At 71.7% G+C, this 17347-nt stretch carries 14 protein-coding genes; 10 read left to right on the forward strand and 4 right to left on the reverse strand.

Annotated elements, in window-relative coordinates; all coding sequences use genetic code 11:
• Positions 1-245: 245 nt before the first annotated feature.
• The 6 genes from AB0J02_RS13590 (at position 246) to nrfD (ending at position 10276) form a co-directional block, all read left to right on the forward strand.
• Positions 246-2564: a penicillin acylase family protein gene (locus AB0J02_RS13590; RefSeq protein ID WP_363193790.1), complete on the forward strand. Its 2319-nt coding sequence runs from the start codon at positions 246-248 to the stop codon at positions 2562-2564.
• Between the two features lie 218 nt (positions 2565-2782).
• Positions 2783-4822: an NB-ARC domain-containing protein gene (locus AB0J02_RS13595; RefSeq protein WP_363193791.1), complete on the forward strand. Its 2040-nt coding sequence runs from the start codon at positions 2783-2785 to the stop codon at positions 4820-4822.
• Positions 4823-4946: 124 nt separating this feature from the next.
• Positions 4947-5183 carry a hypothetical protein gene (locus AB0J02_RS13600; protein ID WP_363193792.1) on the forward strand — a complete coding sequence of 79 codons (237 nt, stop codon included), beginning with the start codon at positions 4947-4949 and terminating at the stop codon, positions 5181-5183.
• Positions 5184-5205: 22 nt separating this feature from the next.
• Positions 5206-8451, forward strand: a complete 3246-nt coding sequence (gene fdh / locus AB0J02_RS13605) for a formate dehydrogenase (protein WP_363193793.1) — start codon at positions 5206-5208, stop codon at positions 8449-8451.
• Positions 8448-9317, forward strand: a complete 870-nt coding sequence (locus AB0J02_RS13610) for a 4Fe-4S dicluster domain-containing protein (protein ID WP_363193794.1) — start codon at positions 8448-8450, stop codon at positions 9315-9317. Before fdh ends, AB0J02_RS13610 begins: the two co-directional genes overlap by 4 nt.
• Complete coding sequence (gene nrfD, locus AB0J02_RS13615) at positions 9314-10276, forward strand: NrfD/PsrC family molybdoenzyme membrane anchor subunit (protein ID WP_363193795.1); 963 nt, start codon at positions 9314-9316, stop codon at positions 10274-10276. Before AB0J02_RS13610 ends, nrfD begins: the two co-directional genes overlap by 4 nt.
• Before the next feature lies 1 nt (position 10277).
• Here nrfD and AB0J02_RS13620 read toward each other — a convergent pair whose 3' ends face one another.
• Both AB0J02_RS13620 and AB0J02_RS13625 read right to left on the reverse strand, forming a co-directional pair.
• A complete protein-coding gene (locus AB0J02_RS13620; RefSeq protein WP_363193796.1) occupies positions 10278-10814 on the reverse strand; it encodes a DUF6328 family protein in 537 nt (178 codons plus the stop codon).
• On the reverse strand, positions 10802-13174 hold the full coding sequence (locus AB0J02_RS13625) for a phosphoketolase family protein (RefSeq protein ID WP_363193797.1): 2373 nt from the start codon (positions 13172-13174) through the stop codon (positions 10802-10804). Before AB0J02_RS13625 ends, AB0J02_RS13620 begins: the two co-directional genes overlap by 13 nt.
• Before the next feature lie 330 nt (positions 13175-13504).
• On the opposite strand from AB0J02_RS13625, the gene AB0J02_RS13630 reads away from it, so the two are divergent.
• Positions 13505-14113 carry an isochorismatase family cysteine hydrolase gene (locus AB0J02_RS13630; RefSeq protein ID WP_363193798.1) on the forward strand — a complete coding sequence of 203 codons (609 nt, stop codon included), beginning with the start codon at positions 13505-13507 and terminating at the stop codon, positions 14111-14113.
• Between the two features lie 11 nt (positions 14114-14124).
• Here the strand turns inward: AB0J02_RS13630 and AB0J02_RS13635 are convergent, their stop codons facing one another.
• Complete coding sequence (locus AB0J02_RS13635; RefSeq protein ID WP_363193799.1) at positions 14125-14451, reverse strand: hypothetical protein; 327 nt, start codon at positions 14449-14451, stop codon at positions 14125-14127.
• Between the two features lie 116 nt (positions 14452-14567).
• Between AB0J02_RS13635 and AB0J02_RS13640 the strand changes: the two genes are divergently transcribed.
• The 3 genes from AB0J02_RS13640 to AB0J02_RS13650 are packed head-to-tail and all read left to right on the forward strand — an operon-like array spanning position 14568 to position 15609.
• Complete coding sequence (locus tag AB0J02_RS13640; RefSeq protein WP_363193800.1) at positions 14568-14828, forward strand: WhiB family transcriptional regulator; 261 nt, start codon at positions 14568-14570, stop codon at positions 14826-14828.
• A gap of 60 nt (positions 14829-14888) precedes the next feature.
• Positions 14889-15170 (forward strand): hypothetical protein, encoded by a 282-nt coding sequence (locus tag AB0J02_RS13645; RefSeq protein WP_363193801.1) that lies wholly within the window; start codon positions 14889-14891, stop codon positions 15168-15170.
• 28 nt (positions 15171-15198) lie between these two features.
• On the forward strand, positions 15199-15609 hold the full coding sequence (locus AB0J02_RS13650) for a VOC family protein (protein ID WP_363193802.1): 411 nt from the start codon (positions 15199-15201) through the stop codon (positions 15607-15609).
• Between the two features lie 9 nt (positions 15610-15618).
• On the opposite strand, the gene AB0J02_RS13655 is transcribed toward AB0J02_RS13650, so the two are convergent.
• The gene (locus tag AB0J02_RS13655; RefSeq protein ID WP_363193803.1) at positions 15619-17301 is read right to left on the reverse strand and encodes a PP2C family protein-serine/threonine phosphatase; all 1683 of its coding nucleotides are present in this window, start codon (positions 17299-17301) and stop codon (positions 15619-15621) included.
• Positions 17302-17347: the final 46 nt, after the last annotated feature.

Here is a 17347-nt window from a genome sequence, read left to right on the forward strand (position 1 = left end):
TATCGGCGCCGTCGGCGCAGGTGAGCCGGGCACGCGTCCGGCCCGGCCGCGCCTCGGGCCGGACGTCAGGCGTACATCCCGGGAGTGACGCCACGACGGGAATGTCCCCCGAGCGTCGGATGCCACCCACCGCCATACCGTGAAGGGTGGGGCGCATGAGTGAATCCAGAACGCTGACGAAGCGTCATAGATACTCTGCGCGCGGCCGGTTGAGAGCTGCCGCTGCCGCTCTCTGCCTCGCATCGGTGACCGCGGCGCTGCTGTCGGCGCCCTCGTCCGCCGCGCCGGGGCCGGCGCGCGAGAGCCTCTCCGGGGGAGGGCGCACGGCACAGATCAGCCGCACCGCGTACGGCATCCCGCACATCCTCGCGCGGGACTTCGACGGGCTGGGCTACGGCTACGGGCACGCGTTCGCGCAGGACAACGTGTGCGAACTCGCGGATCAGGTGGTCACGTTACGGGGCGAGCGGTCCCGGTACTTCGGGCCCGACGGAGAGCGCGGCGAGGGTGCCAACCTGGCGAGCGACACGTACTACAAGGGGCAGCTGCGCGCGGGCACGGTCCAGCAACTCCTCGACCGCAAGGCGCCGTTGGGCCCGACCGGCGAACTGCGGCGCATGGTCCAGGGGTACGCCGCCGGATACAACCGCTATCTGCGCGAGACAGGCGTCGGCAACCTGCCGGACGCGCGCTGCAAGGGCAAGTCCTGGGTACGCCCGGTCACCGCGCTCGACCTGTGGAGCGTCGTCTACGACGTCAACCGGGTGACCGGCGAGGCGCCGCTCGCGCCGGACATCGGCGACGCGAAACCGCCGACGGCCGACGGTGACGCCAGGGCCACCGCCTTCTCGGCGCCGGGAGGGCAGGGAGCCGCGGACGACTTCGGCAGCAACGGCTGGGCGCTCGGCCGTGACGCCACGCGCAGCGGCAACGCGATGGTCCTCGCCAACCCGCACCTTCCCTGGGTCGGCGGCGCCCTCCGGTTCTACCAGGTGCAGTTGACGATCCCCGGCACCCTGGACGTGTCCGGCGCCGGCCTGTACGGCACCCCCCTCGTCCTGATCGGGCACAACAAGGACCTCGCCTGGACGCACACCGCGAGCGACGCCCAGCACACCTCGACCTACGCGCTGAAACTCGTGCCGGGCGACCCGACGAGTTACGTGGTCGACGGCAGGACGGAGCGGATGAAACGCCGCACGGTCGCGGTCACCGTCCGCGACACCGACGGCCGGGAGAAGACGGTCGAACGGACGCTGTACACCTCACGCTTCGGTCCCGTGCTCTCCTCCGGCTGGACCACGAAGACCGCCTACGCGGTCCGGGACGCCAACGCGGACAACCTCCGCTCCATGAACACCTGGCTGGCCATGGGCAAGGCCCACAGCCTCGACCAGCTGCGCACCGCCCAGGACACCTACCAGGGCATCCCCTGGACCTACACCCTCGCCGCCGACACCAGCGGTGACACGTACTTCACCGACTCCTCCGCCGTACCCCACCTCACGGACGCACAACTCGAGCGCTGCGCCCGCCCGGGCGGCGAGGACGGACCCGCCGCCCTCGACGGCTCGACGTCGGCCTGCGCCTGGGGCAGTGATCCCGACGCGCTCGTGCCGGGCCTCTACGGTCCGTCCCACCAGCCGGAGCTGGCTCGCAGCGACTACGTCGCCAACTCCAACAACGGGCCCCAGTACACGAACCCCGAAGAGCCGCTCACCGGACTGCCCGGCGTGTACGACATCGATCCCCGCCTGGCACCACGGCCCCAGCTGGGGCTGAGCATGATCGCGCAGCGCGGGGACGGCACGGACGGACTCGGCGCCCCCGGGTTCACCGGGCGCACCCTGCGCTCCTCGGCGCTCGGCAACCGTGTCCTGTCGGCCGAGACGGGCCGCGACGACGTGGTCGCCCTGTGCCGCGCCCACCCGGTCCTGGAGACGTCGGACGGCAAGGAAACCGACGTACGGCAGGCCTGCGCGACCCTCGCGCGCTGGGACACCCGCGCCGACAGCGACAGCCGGGGCGCCGCGCTCTGGGTCGCGTTCTACGACCACGTCCTGCGAGGCGGACCCTCTGACACCTGGCGCCGTGTTCCGTACGACCCGGCACAGCCCCTCACCACGCCGCGCGGGATCAACGGCGACGACGCCCGGGTCCGGCACGCCCTGGCCGACGCGGTCCAGGACTTCGCGGCCCGCGATCTCCCGGTCGACGCCGCACTGGGCACCGTGCAGAAGTGGGCCGGGGTCCCGCTGCCCGGCTGCAACGGAAACAAGGGCTGCTTCAACGTCGTGGACGCGGGCCCCGACGCGGGCACCGGCACCCCGGCCGAGGGCGCCTTCGGCTCCAGCTTCCTGATGGCCGTCGAACTCACCCCCGACGGTCCCCGGGCCCACACCCTGCTCACCTATGGCCAGTCGGCGAACCCGGCCTCGCCCCACTACACCGACCAGACCCGCCTTTTCAGCCGCAAGCAGTGGGTGGCCGAGCGGTTCACGGCAGCCGAGATCGCGAGCGATCCGGACCTGGAGGTGACGACCCTGACGACGTCGCGCCACTGACACGGGCCGCCGGACCCGAGCGGCGCTCAGCGAAGACCACTGCTGAGCGCCGCATCCCGGCCGCCGTCCGTGCTCGGCGCAGCACGTCACGACAGCAGCCGGACCCGGTCAGGACACCGACCGATCGAACGTGATCGACCGGTTGCCAAGGTCGATCGTTTATAGCCGTTTCTTACGGGAGGGTAGGGCCGCGGGCAGCGGCACGGCAGGATGGGACCGTGGTAGGCAACCTTCCCGTCACGACGACCAGCTTCGTAGGCCGCGCCAGCGAACTGAGCGCCGTCACAACGGCGTTGACCGAATGCCGCATGGTCACCCTCACCGGTGGCGGCGGTGTCGGCAAGAGCCGTCTGGCCCTGCGCGTCGCCGAGCAGGTGCGGGACGGGTACGCCGACGGGGCCTGGTGGGTGGACCTGTCCCATCTCTACGACGACCGGTTGTTCACCGCGACGGTCTGCGACGCCGTCGATCTCCTGGACCACAATCCGCGGGCCCCCATCGAGGCGCTGTGCGAGTGGCTGAGTGGCCGGCAGGTGCTGCTCGTCCTCGACTGCTGCGAGCGCATGCTGCCCGCCTGCCGACGCCTGGCGGGCGAACTGCTCACCGCGGCACCACGGTTGACGGTCCTTGCCACCAGCAGGGAGCCGCTCGCCGTCCGCGGCGAGTGGTGCGCCGAGGTGGCCCCGCTCTCCACGGACGACGGCGGCAGCGCGGACGCGGTGCGCCTCTTCCGCGAGCGGTGCGCGACGGCCGCCCCCGGGGTGCCCCTCGACGCGCCGGGCGCCCCCGAGGTCGTCTCCGCCATCTGCCGCCGCCTGGAAGGAATCCCGCTCGCCCTCGAACTCGCCTGCGCGCAACTGAGGGAGAACAGCCTCACCCAGGTTGCCGAGCGCCTGGGTTCACGGCTGGACACCCTCGTCGACGAGACGGTCTGGCCCAAGCGCCACCGGGCCCTGCGCACCGCGATCGGCTGGAGCCACGAGCTGTGCTCGCCCCTCGAACGCCTGCTGTGGGCCAGGCTCTCCGTCTTCCACGGTCCCGTGGAGGTGGCGGACGCGCAGTCCGTGTGCGCGGGTGGCGCCCTCGGCGCCGACGACATCCCGCCGCTCCTGGAGCGGCTCGCCGACCAGTCCGTCCTGCAGCGGACCGGCACCCGCTACCGCATGCTCGACACCCTGCGCGAGTACGGGGCCATGTGGCTCCGAGAGCTCGATGAGGAGCACGCGCTCGCCGGGCTCCACGCCGGGCACTTCGCCGGCCTGATGGCACAGGCCGAGGCCGCATGGCTGAGCGACCGCCAGGTCGCCTGGTACGCCAGGATCTCCGACAGCCACACCGACGTACGCGCCGCACTCGATCACCTCATCGCCGAGGACCCCGAGGCCGCCGTCGACATGGCCGGACGGACCGGCCTGTTCTGGCCCTGTTGCGGGCACCTCCACGAATCCCGCGACTACCTCGAACGCGCCCTCGCCCTCGGCACACCCGACGGCGCGTCCCGCACCCGCGCGCTCTGGGCCCTGGGCATCACGCTCACCCTCCAGGGCGACCACCCCGCCGCCCTGCGCGTCGGCGAGGAATGCGCCGCCGCCGCACAGCAGGACGGCACACCGGCGTCCGCGCTCTTCGCCGCCCACACCCTGGGCCTGACCCACCTGATGGCCGGACGGCCGCAGGACGCGTACGACGTGAGCGACCACGCCCTGATCACCCACCGCACGTCGCCCCCCGTCGGTGCGCCGCAGTTGTGCTGCATGGTGATCCGGACCTTCGCCCACTCCGCGCTGGGCCGATTGGCCGAAGCCTATGAAGCGGCCACCGTGCTGCGCTGTCTCAGCCTCCAGTACGGCGAGCACTGGGCCCGGTCGTACGCGTTCCACCAGCTCGCCTACATCGACCTGCTCCAAGGGCGCCCCCACGACGCCGAACGGCATGCCCGGGCCATGCTCGCCAGCAAGCACAACCTCAACGACAACCTGGGCATCGCCCTCGCCCTGGACCTCCTCACCGGAGCGAACGCGGCGCAGGGCAACGGGATCGGGGCCGCCCGCACCTCCGGTACCGGAAACACCTTCTGGCGCATGCTCGGCCACCCGAACCACGGCACGCCCGAGCTCTCCGAGGTGCGGGACCAATGGGAGCACCAGGCCCGCTCGGCGGCCGGCGACGACGCCTACGACAAGGCCTTCAGCGACGCCCTCCACGGCGACGCCGAACAGGGCCTCGCCGTCGTCCTGGACGGACCGCAGGCCCCCTGAACGGGCCATTGACAGGGAACGATCTGCGGGCAGTCACGTTTCGTCTCCACGCAACCAGGTACCCAGTGCGCGTCCGCGACTGCGCATGCGGACCCGTACCGGGTAACGAAGAATGGAGGTTGCTGTGACCGACGACCGACGTGCAGGCCCCGGTGAGAGCGGAGCTCCCGTCCCGAGGGACATGCCCGATCAGCAGGCGGGCGAGAGCGACGCGAACACCGACCCCACCGAGCAGGTGGGCCGCGCGGACCGCGTGGATGATGTACCCGACACCGACGAGGCGGGCACGCGGCGGCGCGGCGACCACGGGTCGGACACCGTGCACCCCGAGCACCCCGACCCCGACGAGTCACCGGCCTGATCCCTTCCCGCCAAGGAGTCCCATGGGCGTCACCGACCGATTCCGCGGCTGGCCCGTCTACCGGCAGCTGACGGGGGACGACCCGCTCGGCCGGGGGAGCGCCGCCAAGTCGCGGCACACGGCCGGGCTGCGGCCGCGTACCGACACCGCGGACCGGGTGACGCAGTCCATCTGCCCGTACTGCGCCGTCGGGTGCGGTCAGCAGGTGTACGTCAAGGACGACAAGGTCGTGCAGATCGAGGGCGACCCCGCCTCCCCGGTCAGCCGCGGCCGGCTCTGCCCGAAGGGCTCGGCGACGCTGCAGCTGACCACGGGGCCCGCCCGCCACCACCAGGTGCTCCACCGGCGGCCCCACGCGACCGAGTGGGAGACGCTCGACCTCGACACGGCCATGGACATGGTGGCCGACCGCGTCGTCGAGACCCGCCGCGCCACCTGGGAATGGGAGCTGGACGGCGTGCGCACGGCCCGCACCATGGGCATCGCGAGCCTGGGCGGGGCCACGCTCGACAACGAAGAGAACTACCTGATCAAGAAGTTGCTGACCGGCCTCGGCATCGTCCAGGTGGAGAACCAGGCGCGGGTGTGCCACAGCTCCACCGTCGCCGGACTCGGTACCTCTTTCGGCCGCGGCGGCGCCACCACGTTCATGCAGGACCAGCAGCACTCCGACTGCATCGTCATCCAGGGCTCGAACTACGCCGAGGCCCATCCCGTGGGCTTCCAGTGGGTGATGGAGGCCAAGGCACGCGGAGCGACCGTCATCCACGTGGACCCCCGGTACACGCGCACGAGCGCGCTCGCCGACCTCCACGTGCCGTTGCGGGCGGGCAGCGACATCGCCTTCATCGGCGGGATCATCAACCACGTCCTGACCGAGGAGAAGGACTTCCGCGAGTACGTCCTGCACTACACGAACGCCGCGACGCTCGTGCGCGAGGACTTCCGCGACTCCGAGGACCTCGACGGCGTCTTCTCCGGTCTGGACGAGGAGAGACGCCACTACGACAAGCACACCTGGCAGTACGAGGACGCACAGGTGCAGCAGCCGACCGGCGAGGTCGACGAGCAGTACGAGGACCGCGTCAGTGAGGCGGGCCGCTCGGAGACCCACGGCTCGGGAGGCGCCCGCACCACCCCCTCCGCGCCCAGCGATCCGACGCTGCGACATCCGCGCTGCGTGTACCAGGTACTCAAGCGGCACTTCGCCCGCTACACACCGGAGATGGTCGAGGACGTGTGCGGGGTGCCGCGCGAGACGTTCCTGCGCGTGTGTGACGCACTGACGTCCAACTCCGGCCGGGAGCGCACCAGTTGCTTCGTGTACGCGGTCGGGTGGACGCAGCACACCACCGGCTCGCAGTACATCCGGGCCGCGAGCATCCTCCAGCTCCTGCTGGGCAACATCGGGCGTCCGGGCGGCGGCATCCAGGCGCTGCGCGGCCACGCGTCCATCCAGGGATCGAGCGACATCCCGACCCTCTTCAACCTGCTGCCGGGCTATCTGCCGATGCCCCACGCCCACCAGCACATGGACCTCGACAGGTTCATCGAGGCCTCACGCACCGAGAAGGGCTTCTGGGCCGAGATGCGGGCCTACTTCGTGAGCCTGCTGAAGGCCTACTACGGCGACGCCGCGCGCGAGGACAACGACTTCTGCTTCGACCACCTCCCCCGCCTCACCGGCTCGCACTCCACGTACGAGACGGTGATGGCGCAGCTCGACGGGGAGTGCAAGGGCTACTTCCTGATGGGGGAGAACCCCGCGGTCGGTTCGGCCAACACCCGTTTGCAGCGCATGGGCATGGCGCAGCTCGACTGGCTCGTCGTCCGGGACTTCTCGCTCATCGAGTCGGCCACCTGGTGGCAGGACGGCCCGGAGATCGAGAGCGGAGAGCTGCGCACCGAGGACATCGGCACGGAGGTCTTCTTCTTCCCGGCGGCCGCCCACACGGAGAAGTCCGGGTCCTTCACCAACACCAACCGCTGGATCCAGTGGCACCACGCGGCCGTCGAACCCGAGGGCGAGGCCCGGAGCGACCTGTGGTTCACGTACCACCTGGGCCGCCGCATCAGGGAGAAACTGGCCGGCTCCGAGGCCCCGATGGACCGGCCTATCCTCGACCTCACCTGGGACTACCCCGTCGAGGGCCCGCTGGACGAGCCCGTCGCCGCCGCCGTGCTCGCCGAGATCAACGGCCACGGCCCCGACGGGAAACCGCTGTCCGCCTACACAGAGCTGAAGGACGACGGCTCGACCCGCTGCGGATGCTGGATCTACTGCGGGGTGTACGCCGACGGCATCAACCAGGCCGCCCGCAAGAAGCCCCAGCAGGAACAGGACTGGGTGGCATCCGAGTGGGCCTGGGCCTGGCCCGCCAACCGCCGCATCCTCTACAACCGGGCCTCCGCCGCCCCCGACGGCACCCCGTGGAGCGAGCGCAAGGCCTACGTCTGGTGGGACCCGGACGCCGGCCGCTGGACGGGCCACGACGTCGCGGACTTCGTGCCCGACCGGGCCCCGGACCATGTGCCCGCCGACGACGCGACCGGCGCGGACGCGCTGCGCGGCGACGACCCGTTCATCATGCAGGCCGACGGAAAAGCCTGGCTGTACGCGCCCGCGGGCCTGGAGGACGGCCCCCTGCCCACGCACTACGAGCCGCAGGACTCGCCCTTCACCAACGCGCTCCACCCCCGCACCCCGCGCTCCCCGGTGCGGCAGGTGATGTCCCGCGAGGGCAACCGCTACCACCCGAGCGGCACCGAGCCCGGCGCCGACGTCTACCCGTACATCGTCACCACCCACCGGCTGACCGAGCACTTCACGGCCGGCGGCATGAGCCGCTGGTCGCCGTATCTCTCGGAGCTCCAGCCGGAGTTGTTCTGCGAGCTCTCTCCGCAACTCGCCGCCGAGCGCGGGCTCGAACACGGCGGGTGGGCCACCATCGTCACCGCGCGCAGCGCCATCGAGGCGCGCGTCATGGTCACGGACCGCATCAAGACCCTGACGGTGCGGGGCCGCACCGTCCACCAGATCGGCCTGCCCTTCCACTGGGGACCCAACGGCGTGGCCACCGGCGACGCCGCCAACGAACTCGTCGCCATCACCCTCGACCCCAACGCGCACATCCAGGAGGACAAGGCGCTCACCGCCGACATCCGGCCCGGCCGCCGCCCCCGCGGACCCGAACTGCCGCGCCTGGTGGCCGACTACCGGCGCCGCGCGGGCATCACCGCCACCACCGGGACGGAGACCCGTACATGAGCGAGGAGAGGGTCGGGTTCTTCACCGACACGTCCGTGTGCATCGGATGCAAGGCCTGCGAAGTGGCCTGCAAGGAATGGAACGCCCTTCCCGAGGACGGGCTGTCGCTGAGCGGCATGTCGTACGACAACACGCAGGCGCTCGGGGCGTCCACCTGGCGGCACGTCGCGTTCATCGAACAGCCCGCTTCCCAGGAGCGCACCCAACTGCCGCTGATCGAGGGGGAGTCCGGGGATGCGGGCGGTTGCGGCGGGTCCTGTGGAACCGGCGGCGGGGCCGCGCCCCCCTCGGACCTGCGCTGGCTGATGTCCTCGGACGTCTGCAAACACTGCACCCACGCCGCGTGCCTGGACGTGTGCCCGACAGGCGCCCTGTTCCGCACCGAGTTCGGGACCGTGGTGGTCCAGGACGACATCTGCAACGGCTGCGGGTACTGCGTCCCGGCCTGCCCCTACGGCGTCATCGAGCAACGCCCCACGGACGGCCGCGTCTTCAAGTGCACCATGTGCTACGACCGGCTGGGCGCGGGCCAGGAGCCCGCGTGCGCCAAGGCGTGCCCGACGGAGTCCATCCAGTTCGGCCCCCTCGACGAACTGCGGGAGAGAGCGGCGCTGCGCGTCGACGACCTGCACAGGGCGGGGGTGGACGGAGCCCGGCTGTACGGGCACGACCCCGAGGACGGCGTGGGCGGGGACGGGGCGTTCTTCCTCCTCCTGGACCGGCCCGAGGTGTACGGGCTGCCTCCGGACCCCGTCGTCACCACCCGCGACCTGCCGGCCATGTGGAAGCACGCCGGCGGAGCCGCGCTCGCCCTGCTCGGCGGCATCGCGGTGTCCTTCGCGGCGGCGGGCAGGGGGCGGCGATGACCGCCCAGGAACGCTCGACGGGCTCGGGCGCGCGGCGGCGGGGCCGCCGCGGTGAGCAACTGATGGTGCCCAAGGCCGAGTTCGACTCGTACTACGGCCGCCCGGTGATCAAGCCGCCGTCGTGGGCGGCGCGCGACATCGCCGGATACTTCTTCCTCGGCGGGCTCGCCGGGGCGGGCTCCGTCTTCGCGGCGGCGGCCCAGTACACGGGCCGCCCGCGTACCGGGACCGCGCTGAAGGTCTCCTCGCTCGCCGCCGTGTCGCTCTCGGCCGCGGCGCTCATCCACGACCTCGGCCGCCCGGCCCGCTTCGCGAACATGCTCAGGGTCTTCAAGCCCACCTCTCCGATGAGCATGGGCACGTGGCTGCTGAGCGCCTACGGTCCCGCCACGGGAGCCGCCGCGGCCTGTGCGGTCACCGGCCGACTGCCCCGGGCCGGCGCACTGGCCACCGGCACGGCCGCCGTCCTCGGTCCCGTGGTCGCCACGTACACCGCCGTCCTCGCGGCCGACACGGCCGTGCCCGCCTGGCACGGGGTCCACCGCGAACTGCCCTATCTCTTCACGGCCTCGGCGACGGCAGCCGCCGCGGGCATGGCCCTCGTCGTCGCTCCCGTCCACGAGAACACGCCCGCCCGCTGCGCGGCCGGACTCGCGGCGCTCGCCGACACCGCGGCCATGAAGATTGCTCAACGGCGTCTCGGCCCGGTCGCCGAGACGTACCGGCAGGGCCGCGCGGGCACGCTGCTGCGCACCGCGCAGGCGCTCACGCTCGTGGGGGGCGCCGGCGCGACCGTCCTGGGCCGCAGCAGGCCTGCCGCGATCGCGTCGGGCCTGGCGCTGCTCGCGGGCTCCGCGTGCACCCGCTTCGGGGTGTTCGCCGCCGGGGTCGCCTCCGCCGAGGACCCGCGGTACACGGTGGGCCCGCAGCGCGAACGCCTGGAGGGCCGGGCGCGGTGAGTCACCGCGGGTCGTCGTCGTCCGACGGGGGCGGGTTCTCTTCGGTGTGCCGCTTACGGGCCCAGGCGGGGAGGACGAACCAGCACAGCATGTACCAGGCGAGGACCCCGGCGACGAGGGCCGGGGCGAGCGAGTCGTGCGTCGCGACGCGCAGGATCAGGAACAGCGCCGAGGTCAGCGTGCACAGCAGCAGCACCAGGCCCACGAAAGTGAGCCGGGAGGCCCAGATCACCGCCTGCGGTTTGATCCTCCGGCCGGAGACCTGCCGGTGGAAGGCGACCGGCCCGATCAGGGCGCCCGTCGCGGTGGACCCGAGGACGACAGTGACGATGTAGATGGTGCGGTTGGCGTCGGAGAGTTCCGCGAACCGCGGGGTGAACACCACCGTGAGCAGGAAGCCGAAGAGGATCTGCACGCCCGTCAGAGCGACGCGCAGTTCCTGGATCAGCTCCGCCCACTGCCGGTCGGCCTTCTCCTCGACCGTCTCCGTCCGGCCCCGGCGGGGGCCGGACGTCCGGCGGTCGTTCAGTTCGCCCACTGCCACTCCACGACCTCGGGCAGGTCCGTGCCGTGCTCGCGGATCCAGCGATGGTGACGGGTACGGGCGTCCGCCATCCGCTGCCGGGTCGCGGCCGCACGGATGGCGAGCCCGGGAACGCGGTCGATGACGTCCATGACCAGACGGAACCGGTCGAGGTCGTTGCGGACGACCATGTCGAACGGCGTGGTCGTGGTGCCGGACTCCTTGTAGCCCCGGACGTGCAGGTTGTCGTGGCCGGCCCGCCGGTAGGTGAGGCGGTGGATGAGCCACGGGTAGCCGTGGTAGCCGAAGATGACCGGCCTGTCGGAGGTGAACAGGCCGTCGTACTCGGCGTCGCTCATGCCGTTGGAGTCCTCCTCGGCGGGCAGGAGCGTGGTCATGTCGACGACGTTCACGACGCGCACGGCGAGTTCCGGCAGGTGCTGGCGCAGCAGCTGGGCCGCGGCCAGGATCTCCTGGGTGGGGACGTCACCGGCGCAGCCGAGCACCACGTCGGGCCCGTCGCCGCGCTCCGTGCCGGCCCAGTCCCAGACGCCGGCCCCGCGCGCGCAGTGGGCGCGGGCCTGGTCGAGCGAGAGCCAGTCGGGGCCGGGATTCTTGCCGGCGACGATGACGTTGACGTGGTCGCGGCTGCGCAGGGCGTGGTCGGCCACGGTCAGCAGCGTATTGGCGTCCGGCGGCAGGTACACCCGGACGATGTGCGGGCTCTTGTTGAGGACGTGGTCGACGAAGCCGGGGTCCTGGTGCGAGAAACCGTTGTGGTCCTGGCGCCAGACGTGCGAGGTGAGCAGGTAGTTGAGCGAGGCCACGGGCGCGCGCCAGGTCAGCTCGCCCGACGTCTTCAGCCACTTGATGTGCTGGTTGACCATCGAGTCGACGATGTGGACGAACGCCTCGTAGCACGAGAACAGGCCGTGCCGGCCGGTCAGCAGATAGCCCTCGAGCCAGCCCTGGCACAGGTGCTCGGAGAGCACTTCCATCACCCGGCCGTGCGCGTCGAGGTTCTCGTCGACGGGCAGGGTGCGTTCCTGCCAGGCCTTGCCGCTGGCTTCGTAGACGGCCTGAAGCTTGTTCGAGGCCGTCTCGTCCGGTCCGACGAGGCGGAAGTTGCGTTCGCGGGCGGTCTCGGTCATGAGGCGCGCGAGGAAGTCGCCGAGGAGTTGGGTGGGGGAGTGCTGCGTGCCGCCCGGCTTGTCGACCGGTACGGCGAAGTCCTCCAGGGGCGGCAGCGGCAGGGCGCGCAGGCGCAGCCCGCCGTTGGCGTACGAGGTGGAGCCCAGTCGGCGGGTGCCGTGCGGCACGCAGGCCAGCACCGCGTCGCTGGGGCGTCCGTCGTCGCCGAAGAGCTCCTCCGGCTTGTACGAGCGCATCCAGCGCTCCAACTGGGCTAGGTGCTCGGGGTTCTCGCGGACCTCGGGGAGCGGGACCTGGTGGGCGCGCCAGGTGTTCTCCACCGGCAGCCCGTCGACCTCGGCGGGGCCGGTCCATCCTTTGGGGGTGCGCAGCACGATCATGGGCCAGCGCACGGGCGTGGTCGCCTCGCCGGTCCTGGCCGCCCGCTGGTGGTCGGTGATGAGGTCGAGCGCTTCGTCCAGGGTGCGGGCCAGGTCCTGATGCACCTGGGCCGGATCGCCGCCCTCGACGTAGAGCGGGAGGTGACCGTAGCCGCGCAGCAGGGCGTCGAGTTCGTCCTGCGGCATCCGGGCGAGCACGGTCGGGTTGGCGATCTTGTAGCCGTTGAGATGCAGGATCGGCAGTACGGCGCCGTCGTGCACGGGGTCGACGAACCTGCCCGAGTGCCAGGACGTGGCCAGCGGACCCGTCTCCGCCTCTCCGTCGCCGACCACGCAGGTGACGAGCAGATTCGGGTGGTCGAAGGCCGCGCCGTACGCGTGCGCGAGGGAGTAGCCCAGCTCGCCGCCCTCGTGGATGGAGCCGGGAACCTCGGGCGCCACATGGCTGGGTACGCCGCCGGGGAACGAGAACTGCTTGAACAGCCGGGCCATGCCCGTCCCGTCGCGCTCCACGTCCGGGTAGATGTCGCTGTAGCTGCCCTCCAGCCAGGCGTTGGCGAGGACGGCGGGGCCGCCGTGACCGGGGCCCCACACGCACAGGGCCTCCAGCTCCCGCTGCTTGATCACCCGGTTGAGGTGCGTGTACACGAGGTTCAGCCCGGGGGAGGTGCCCCAGTGCCCGAGGAGCCGCGGTTTCACGTGCTCCGGGCGGAGCGGCTCGCGCAGCAGGGCGTTGGACATCAGATAGATCTGGCCGACGGCCAGGTAGTTCGCGGCGCGCCAGTGGGCGTCCACCTCGCGCAGTTCGTCGGCGGAGAGTACTGGGGCGTCTGGGTCGGCCATAGTCATCGAATGCTCCAGAACCGTGTCGGCGGGCGTCGTCGGACGGATGTGGCTGCGGGTGAGTCCTGTACGAGTGCTTCACCGGCAGGAGCCCGCCTCTCCACGCGTTCCCACACACGTCGGCGGCACTCACCCTGTTTCGTTGTCGTCTCCGTCACCTCCCATCGTGACCTGCGCGGATTGCCGACGCATGTGCTGCGCGCCGGCGTGCGTCGCCGGGGCGGCGCGGGGTACCCGGCGGCACCGCCGTCACAGCCGGCCGGGTGGCGGGGCGGTCGCCGGTGTGACCAGCCTGGTAGGGCCCCGGCACAACGGAAAGAAGGCCGTGTCATGCCCGCAGGACCCCACCGTGAAGAGGGACATGAGACTCCGAGCGCGCTGATCGTCATCGACATGGTCAACACGTACGACCATGAGGACGCCGGGGCGCTCCTGCCCTCGGCCCGGAAGATCGTGCCGGTCGTGGCCGACCTGCTCCGCGCCGCGCGCGACAGCCGGGCCCCCGTGATCTACGTGAACGACAATTTCGGGCAATGGCGCTCCCACCACGGGGAACTGGTCGACGCGGCGCTGGCGGGCCCGCACGCCGACCTGGTGGAACCGATCAGGCCGGACTCGGAGGCCCTGTTCGTCCTGAAGGCCCGGCACTCGATCTTCTACGAGACGCCGCTGACGTATCTGCTCTGGGAACTGGGGGCCCGGCACGTGATCCTGTGCGGCCAGGTCACCGAGCAGTGCGTGCTGTACTCGGCGCTGGACGCCCACATCAGGCACCTGGACGTGTCCGTGGTGTCCGACGCCGTCGCGCACATCCATCCCGAACTGGCCGACGCGGCCCTGGAGATGATGCGCCGGAACATGGGCGCGCGGATCGTCGCGGGCCAGGACGTCACGTTCACCGGAGCGGCGGGGCGGCGCGATCCCGACGGTGAGGGCTGAGACAGCCCGCCTCAGAGCCCGCTGCCGAGGAGACCCGGCAGGGCCGGCGCGCCGAGCACCGCCGTACCCAGTACGAACCAGGCGACGTAGTCCCCGACGTGCCCCGAGTGCAGACGGCGCAGCGGGGCCGTCCACGTGCAGGGCTCCGCCGGAGCGCCGCGGCGCACCGCCCACGCGGCGCCGCCGACCGCGGCCGCCGTGGACAGCAGCCCGGTGACGACGGACGCGGGCGTCCAGTGCGGCGCGGGCACGGCCGGGCCGTCGAACGCGCGGCACACTCCCGTGGCGAGCGCCGGAACGAGGCCGACGCACACGCCACCCGGCCGGAGCCGCCCCATCACGGCATCGCTGCGTGTCGGCGCGACCGACGGCGAAAGGTTCTGGCGTTCAACGGTCGTTGTCCTCTGTGTTGTGGGTACTCGCGCTGCTTCCGACACCAGAGAGGGAGAGGGAAATGGAGTGGCTGGAAAGGGCAGCGTGCGTGCGGGAGGACCCGGAGCTGTTCTTCCCCGTGGGCGGCAGCGGGCCCGCACTGCAGGACGTCCATGACGCGAAGGAGGTGTGTCACCGGTGCCCGGTGATGGGCGAGTGCCTGGAGTGGGCCCTGCGGACGGGGCAGACGACGGGCGTGTGGGGCGGTACCTCGGAGACCGAACGGGCCAAGATGCTCCGGACGTTGCGCCGCAGGAGCCGCCAGGAAGCGGGCGCGCGATGACGCGCCGAGAAACCACGGGCGCCGGGTCCTGCGGCGCCGTCTCCGGTGATGATGGACCTCATGAACGAAACTTCAGACGCCGCTGATCTCCCGGCGCCCCTCGTACGTGCCGAGGACGCGTTGGACAGTCTGCTGGCGCGCTACGAAGCCCGGATCCAGCAGCACCGACGCGCCGCCGCCCCCGACACCGAACGGCACGATCAGCTGATCGCCGAGCGGCAGGAACTTCTCACCGACAAGAGCCTCCTCTCGGGGCTGACCGACGAGCAGTTGGTGCAGGTGACAGCCATCTATGAGACACGCAACGACGCCCTGGACTCCTCGCAGCCCGACGCGCAGTAGCCCGCGCAACACCCTTTAGGCTCCTCGCATGCTGAGACTCGGATATCCCGTCATCGGTGTCACGGACATCGCCCGCGCGGTGGCCTTCTGGTCGGAGGCCCTGGATCTGGTCGCCACCGAGGAGTGGGCGAGCGACACCTGGCGGACCCTCGACCATGCCGACGGGTCCGGCCGGGCTCTCGGCCTGATGCACAGTGCGTCGCCGGCCGAACCGCACCCCCGCCTGCACCTGGACCTCTTCGCGGAGACGGCGGAGGAACAACGGGCGGAGGTCGAGCGGCTGATCGGGCTCGGCGCGCGCGCCGTCGCGTGGGATCTCTATCCGCCCGAGCCGGATTTCGTCGTCCTCGCCGATCCTGACGGCAACGTCTTCTGTGTCGTCGACCTGAGCCGTGCACCGAGCGGCGGTCCCACGCCCGGCGACGTGGCCCACGACTGAGCGGACGCGTCAGCCGGTGGCGATGCGGCGCAGCGCCAGCAACGTGGCGTCGTCCTCGCGGTGCGGACCGTCCAGCCGCGCGACGAGCCGCTCGGCGTAGTCCTGGAGGGCGTCGTGGCCCGCGGCAGGCGGCGCTTCGGCCAGGCACTGTTCGGCGGCCGTGAGGAAGCGCCGGGTGTCCCGGTCGGGGTCGGAGTCACGCCGTTCGGTCAGCCCGTCCGAGTACATCAGCACGATGTCGCCCACCGTGAGGGCAGCGGCGGCGGCTGTGTACGTGGTGTGCGGCAGAACGCCGAGCGTCAGCCCCGGGCCGTCCGTGGGATCGGGCAGTTGCTCGGCGAGACCGTCCCTCACCAGGACGGGCCGGGGATGCCCGGCGCACGTCCAGCGCAGCAGCGCCTGTTCCGGGTGGTACCGGGCGACGATCGCCGTCGCGGTCGATTCGGTGCCGTCCGCGCAGGCCACCTCGTTGAGCCACTGCGTCAGCCGTTCCACGGGCTGCTCGGTGTAGGCCAGGCCTGCCAGCGCGTAGCGCAGTTTGGCCATGAGCGTGGCCGCTTCCAGGCCGTGGCCGCGCGCGTCGCCCAGAGCGATGAGCGGTGCCCCGTCGGGGAGCTTGCGGGCCTTGTACCAGTCGCCGCCGATCCCGGCCACGCGTGCGTCGGGGCGGTACACGGCGGCCGCGTCGAGACCGAACGTGGCGAGCTCGTCCTGGAAGTGGGGGAGGACCGCCTCGCGCAGGACGTCGGCGACCTCCGAGACGGCCTCGGCGCGTTCGAGCTGCCGGCGGGCCTCGCGCTCGGCACGCGCGGCCGTCTCGCGGCGCCGCCGGTCGGCGGTGATGTCGACGAGCACCGCGCGCACCGCCCAGACCAGGCTCCCGGGAGCGATGCGCACGGGTTCGGCGGCCATCCGGAACACCCGCTCACCGGCGCCGTCGAGGCGGAGTTCGCACTCCGTCTTCCGCTTGCGCAGGATGACGTCGTACAAGGTCCGGTAGAGGCTGGGCAGGCTGTCGGACGTGACGACGGCGGCCAGGTCGAACAGGGTCGGCGCCGCCCTGCCCGCCGGGAGGCCGAGCACCTCCCGGAACCCGTGGGAGAGCTCGACATGGAGGTCGCCGAGGTTCCACTCCGCCCAGGAGGTCCGCATCAGTTTCTGGGCGGCGGCGGTCATGCGCGTGCGGTGTCCGCGGTGCCAGGTGAGGAGCAGGTGTTCGCCGCACGGGGCCACCCGCACCTCGTCGTTCAACCGCACCGGGCCCGACACCGTGCGGACGAGCCATTCCACCGTCGTGGGGCCCTGCGGTGTGCGGTCGCGGAACGCGCGGGCCAGCATGGCGGGTACGGCCGTCCCGGCGAGGGCGGGGAAGCGCTCGAACAGGGACACCGGGTCGGACCAGCGCGGCAGGGTGGCCTCGCGGAGGCGACTGGCCCCGTACGCCTGGGCCGCCGCGTTCTGCCCGACGTACAGGGCGTCGCGGACCGTGCCGTCCTCGCCGTGGAGCGGAGTGACCAACAGGGCTGCCATCGGCAGGGCGTTGAGCACTTCCTGCCCCGACGACACTGTCGGCACCGGCCGCGAGGAGGGGGCGGCGACGGGTTCGCGCGGGGGAGGACCCTGGAGGTCGGTGTACGCCTGGATGCGTCGCCGCTGCGCTTCCAGCAGCTGGCGGATCGCCTGGAGTTCCAAGCGTGAGCGCGCTGCGCGTCTGGAAGGGGCTTCGTCCATATGCGTA

Origin of the sequence: Streptomyces sp. NPDC050264, from assembly GCF_040655895.1 — a bacterium.
In the GTDB taxonomy this organism is placed as follows: domain Bacteria; phylum Actinomycetota; class Actinomycetes; order Streptomycetales; family Streptomycetaceae; genus Streptomyces.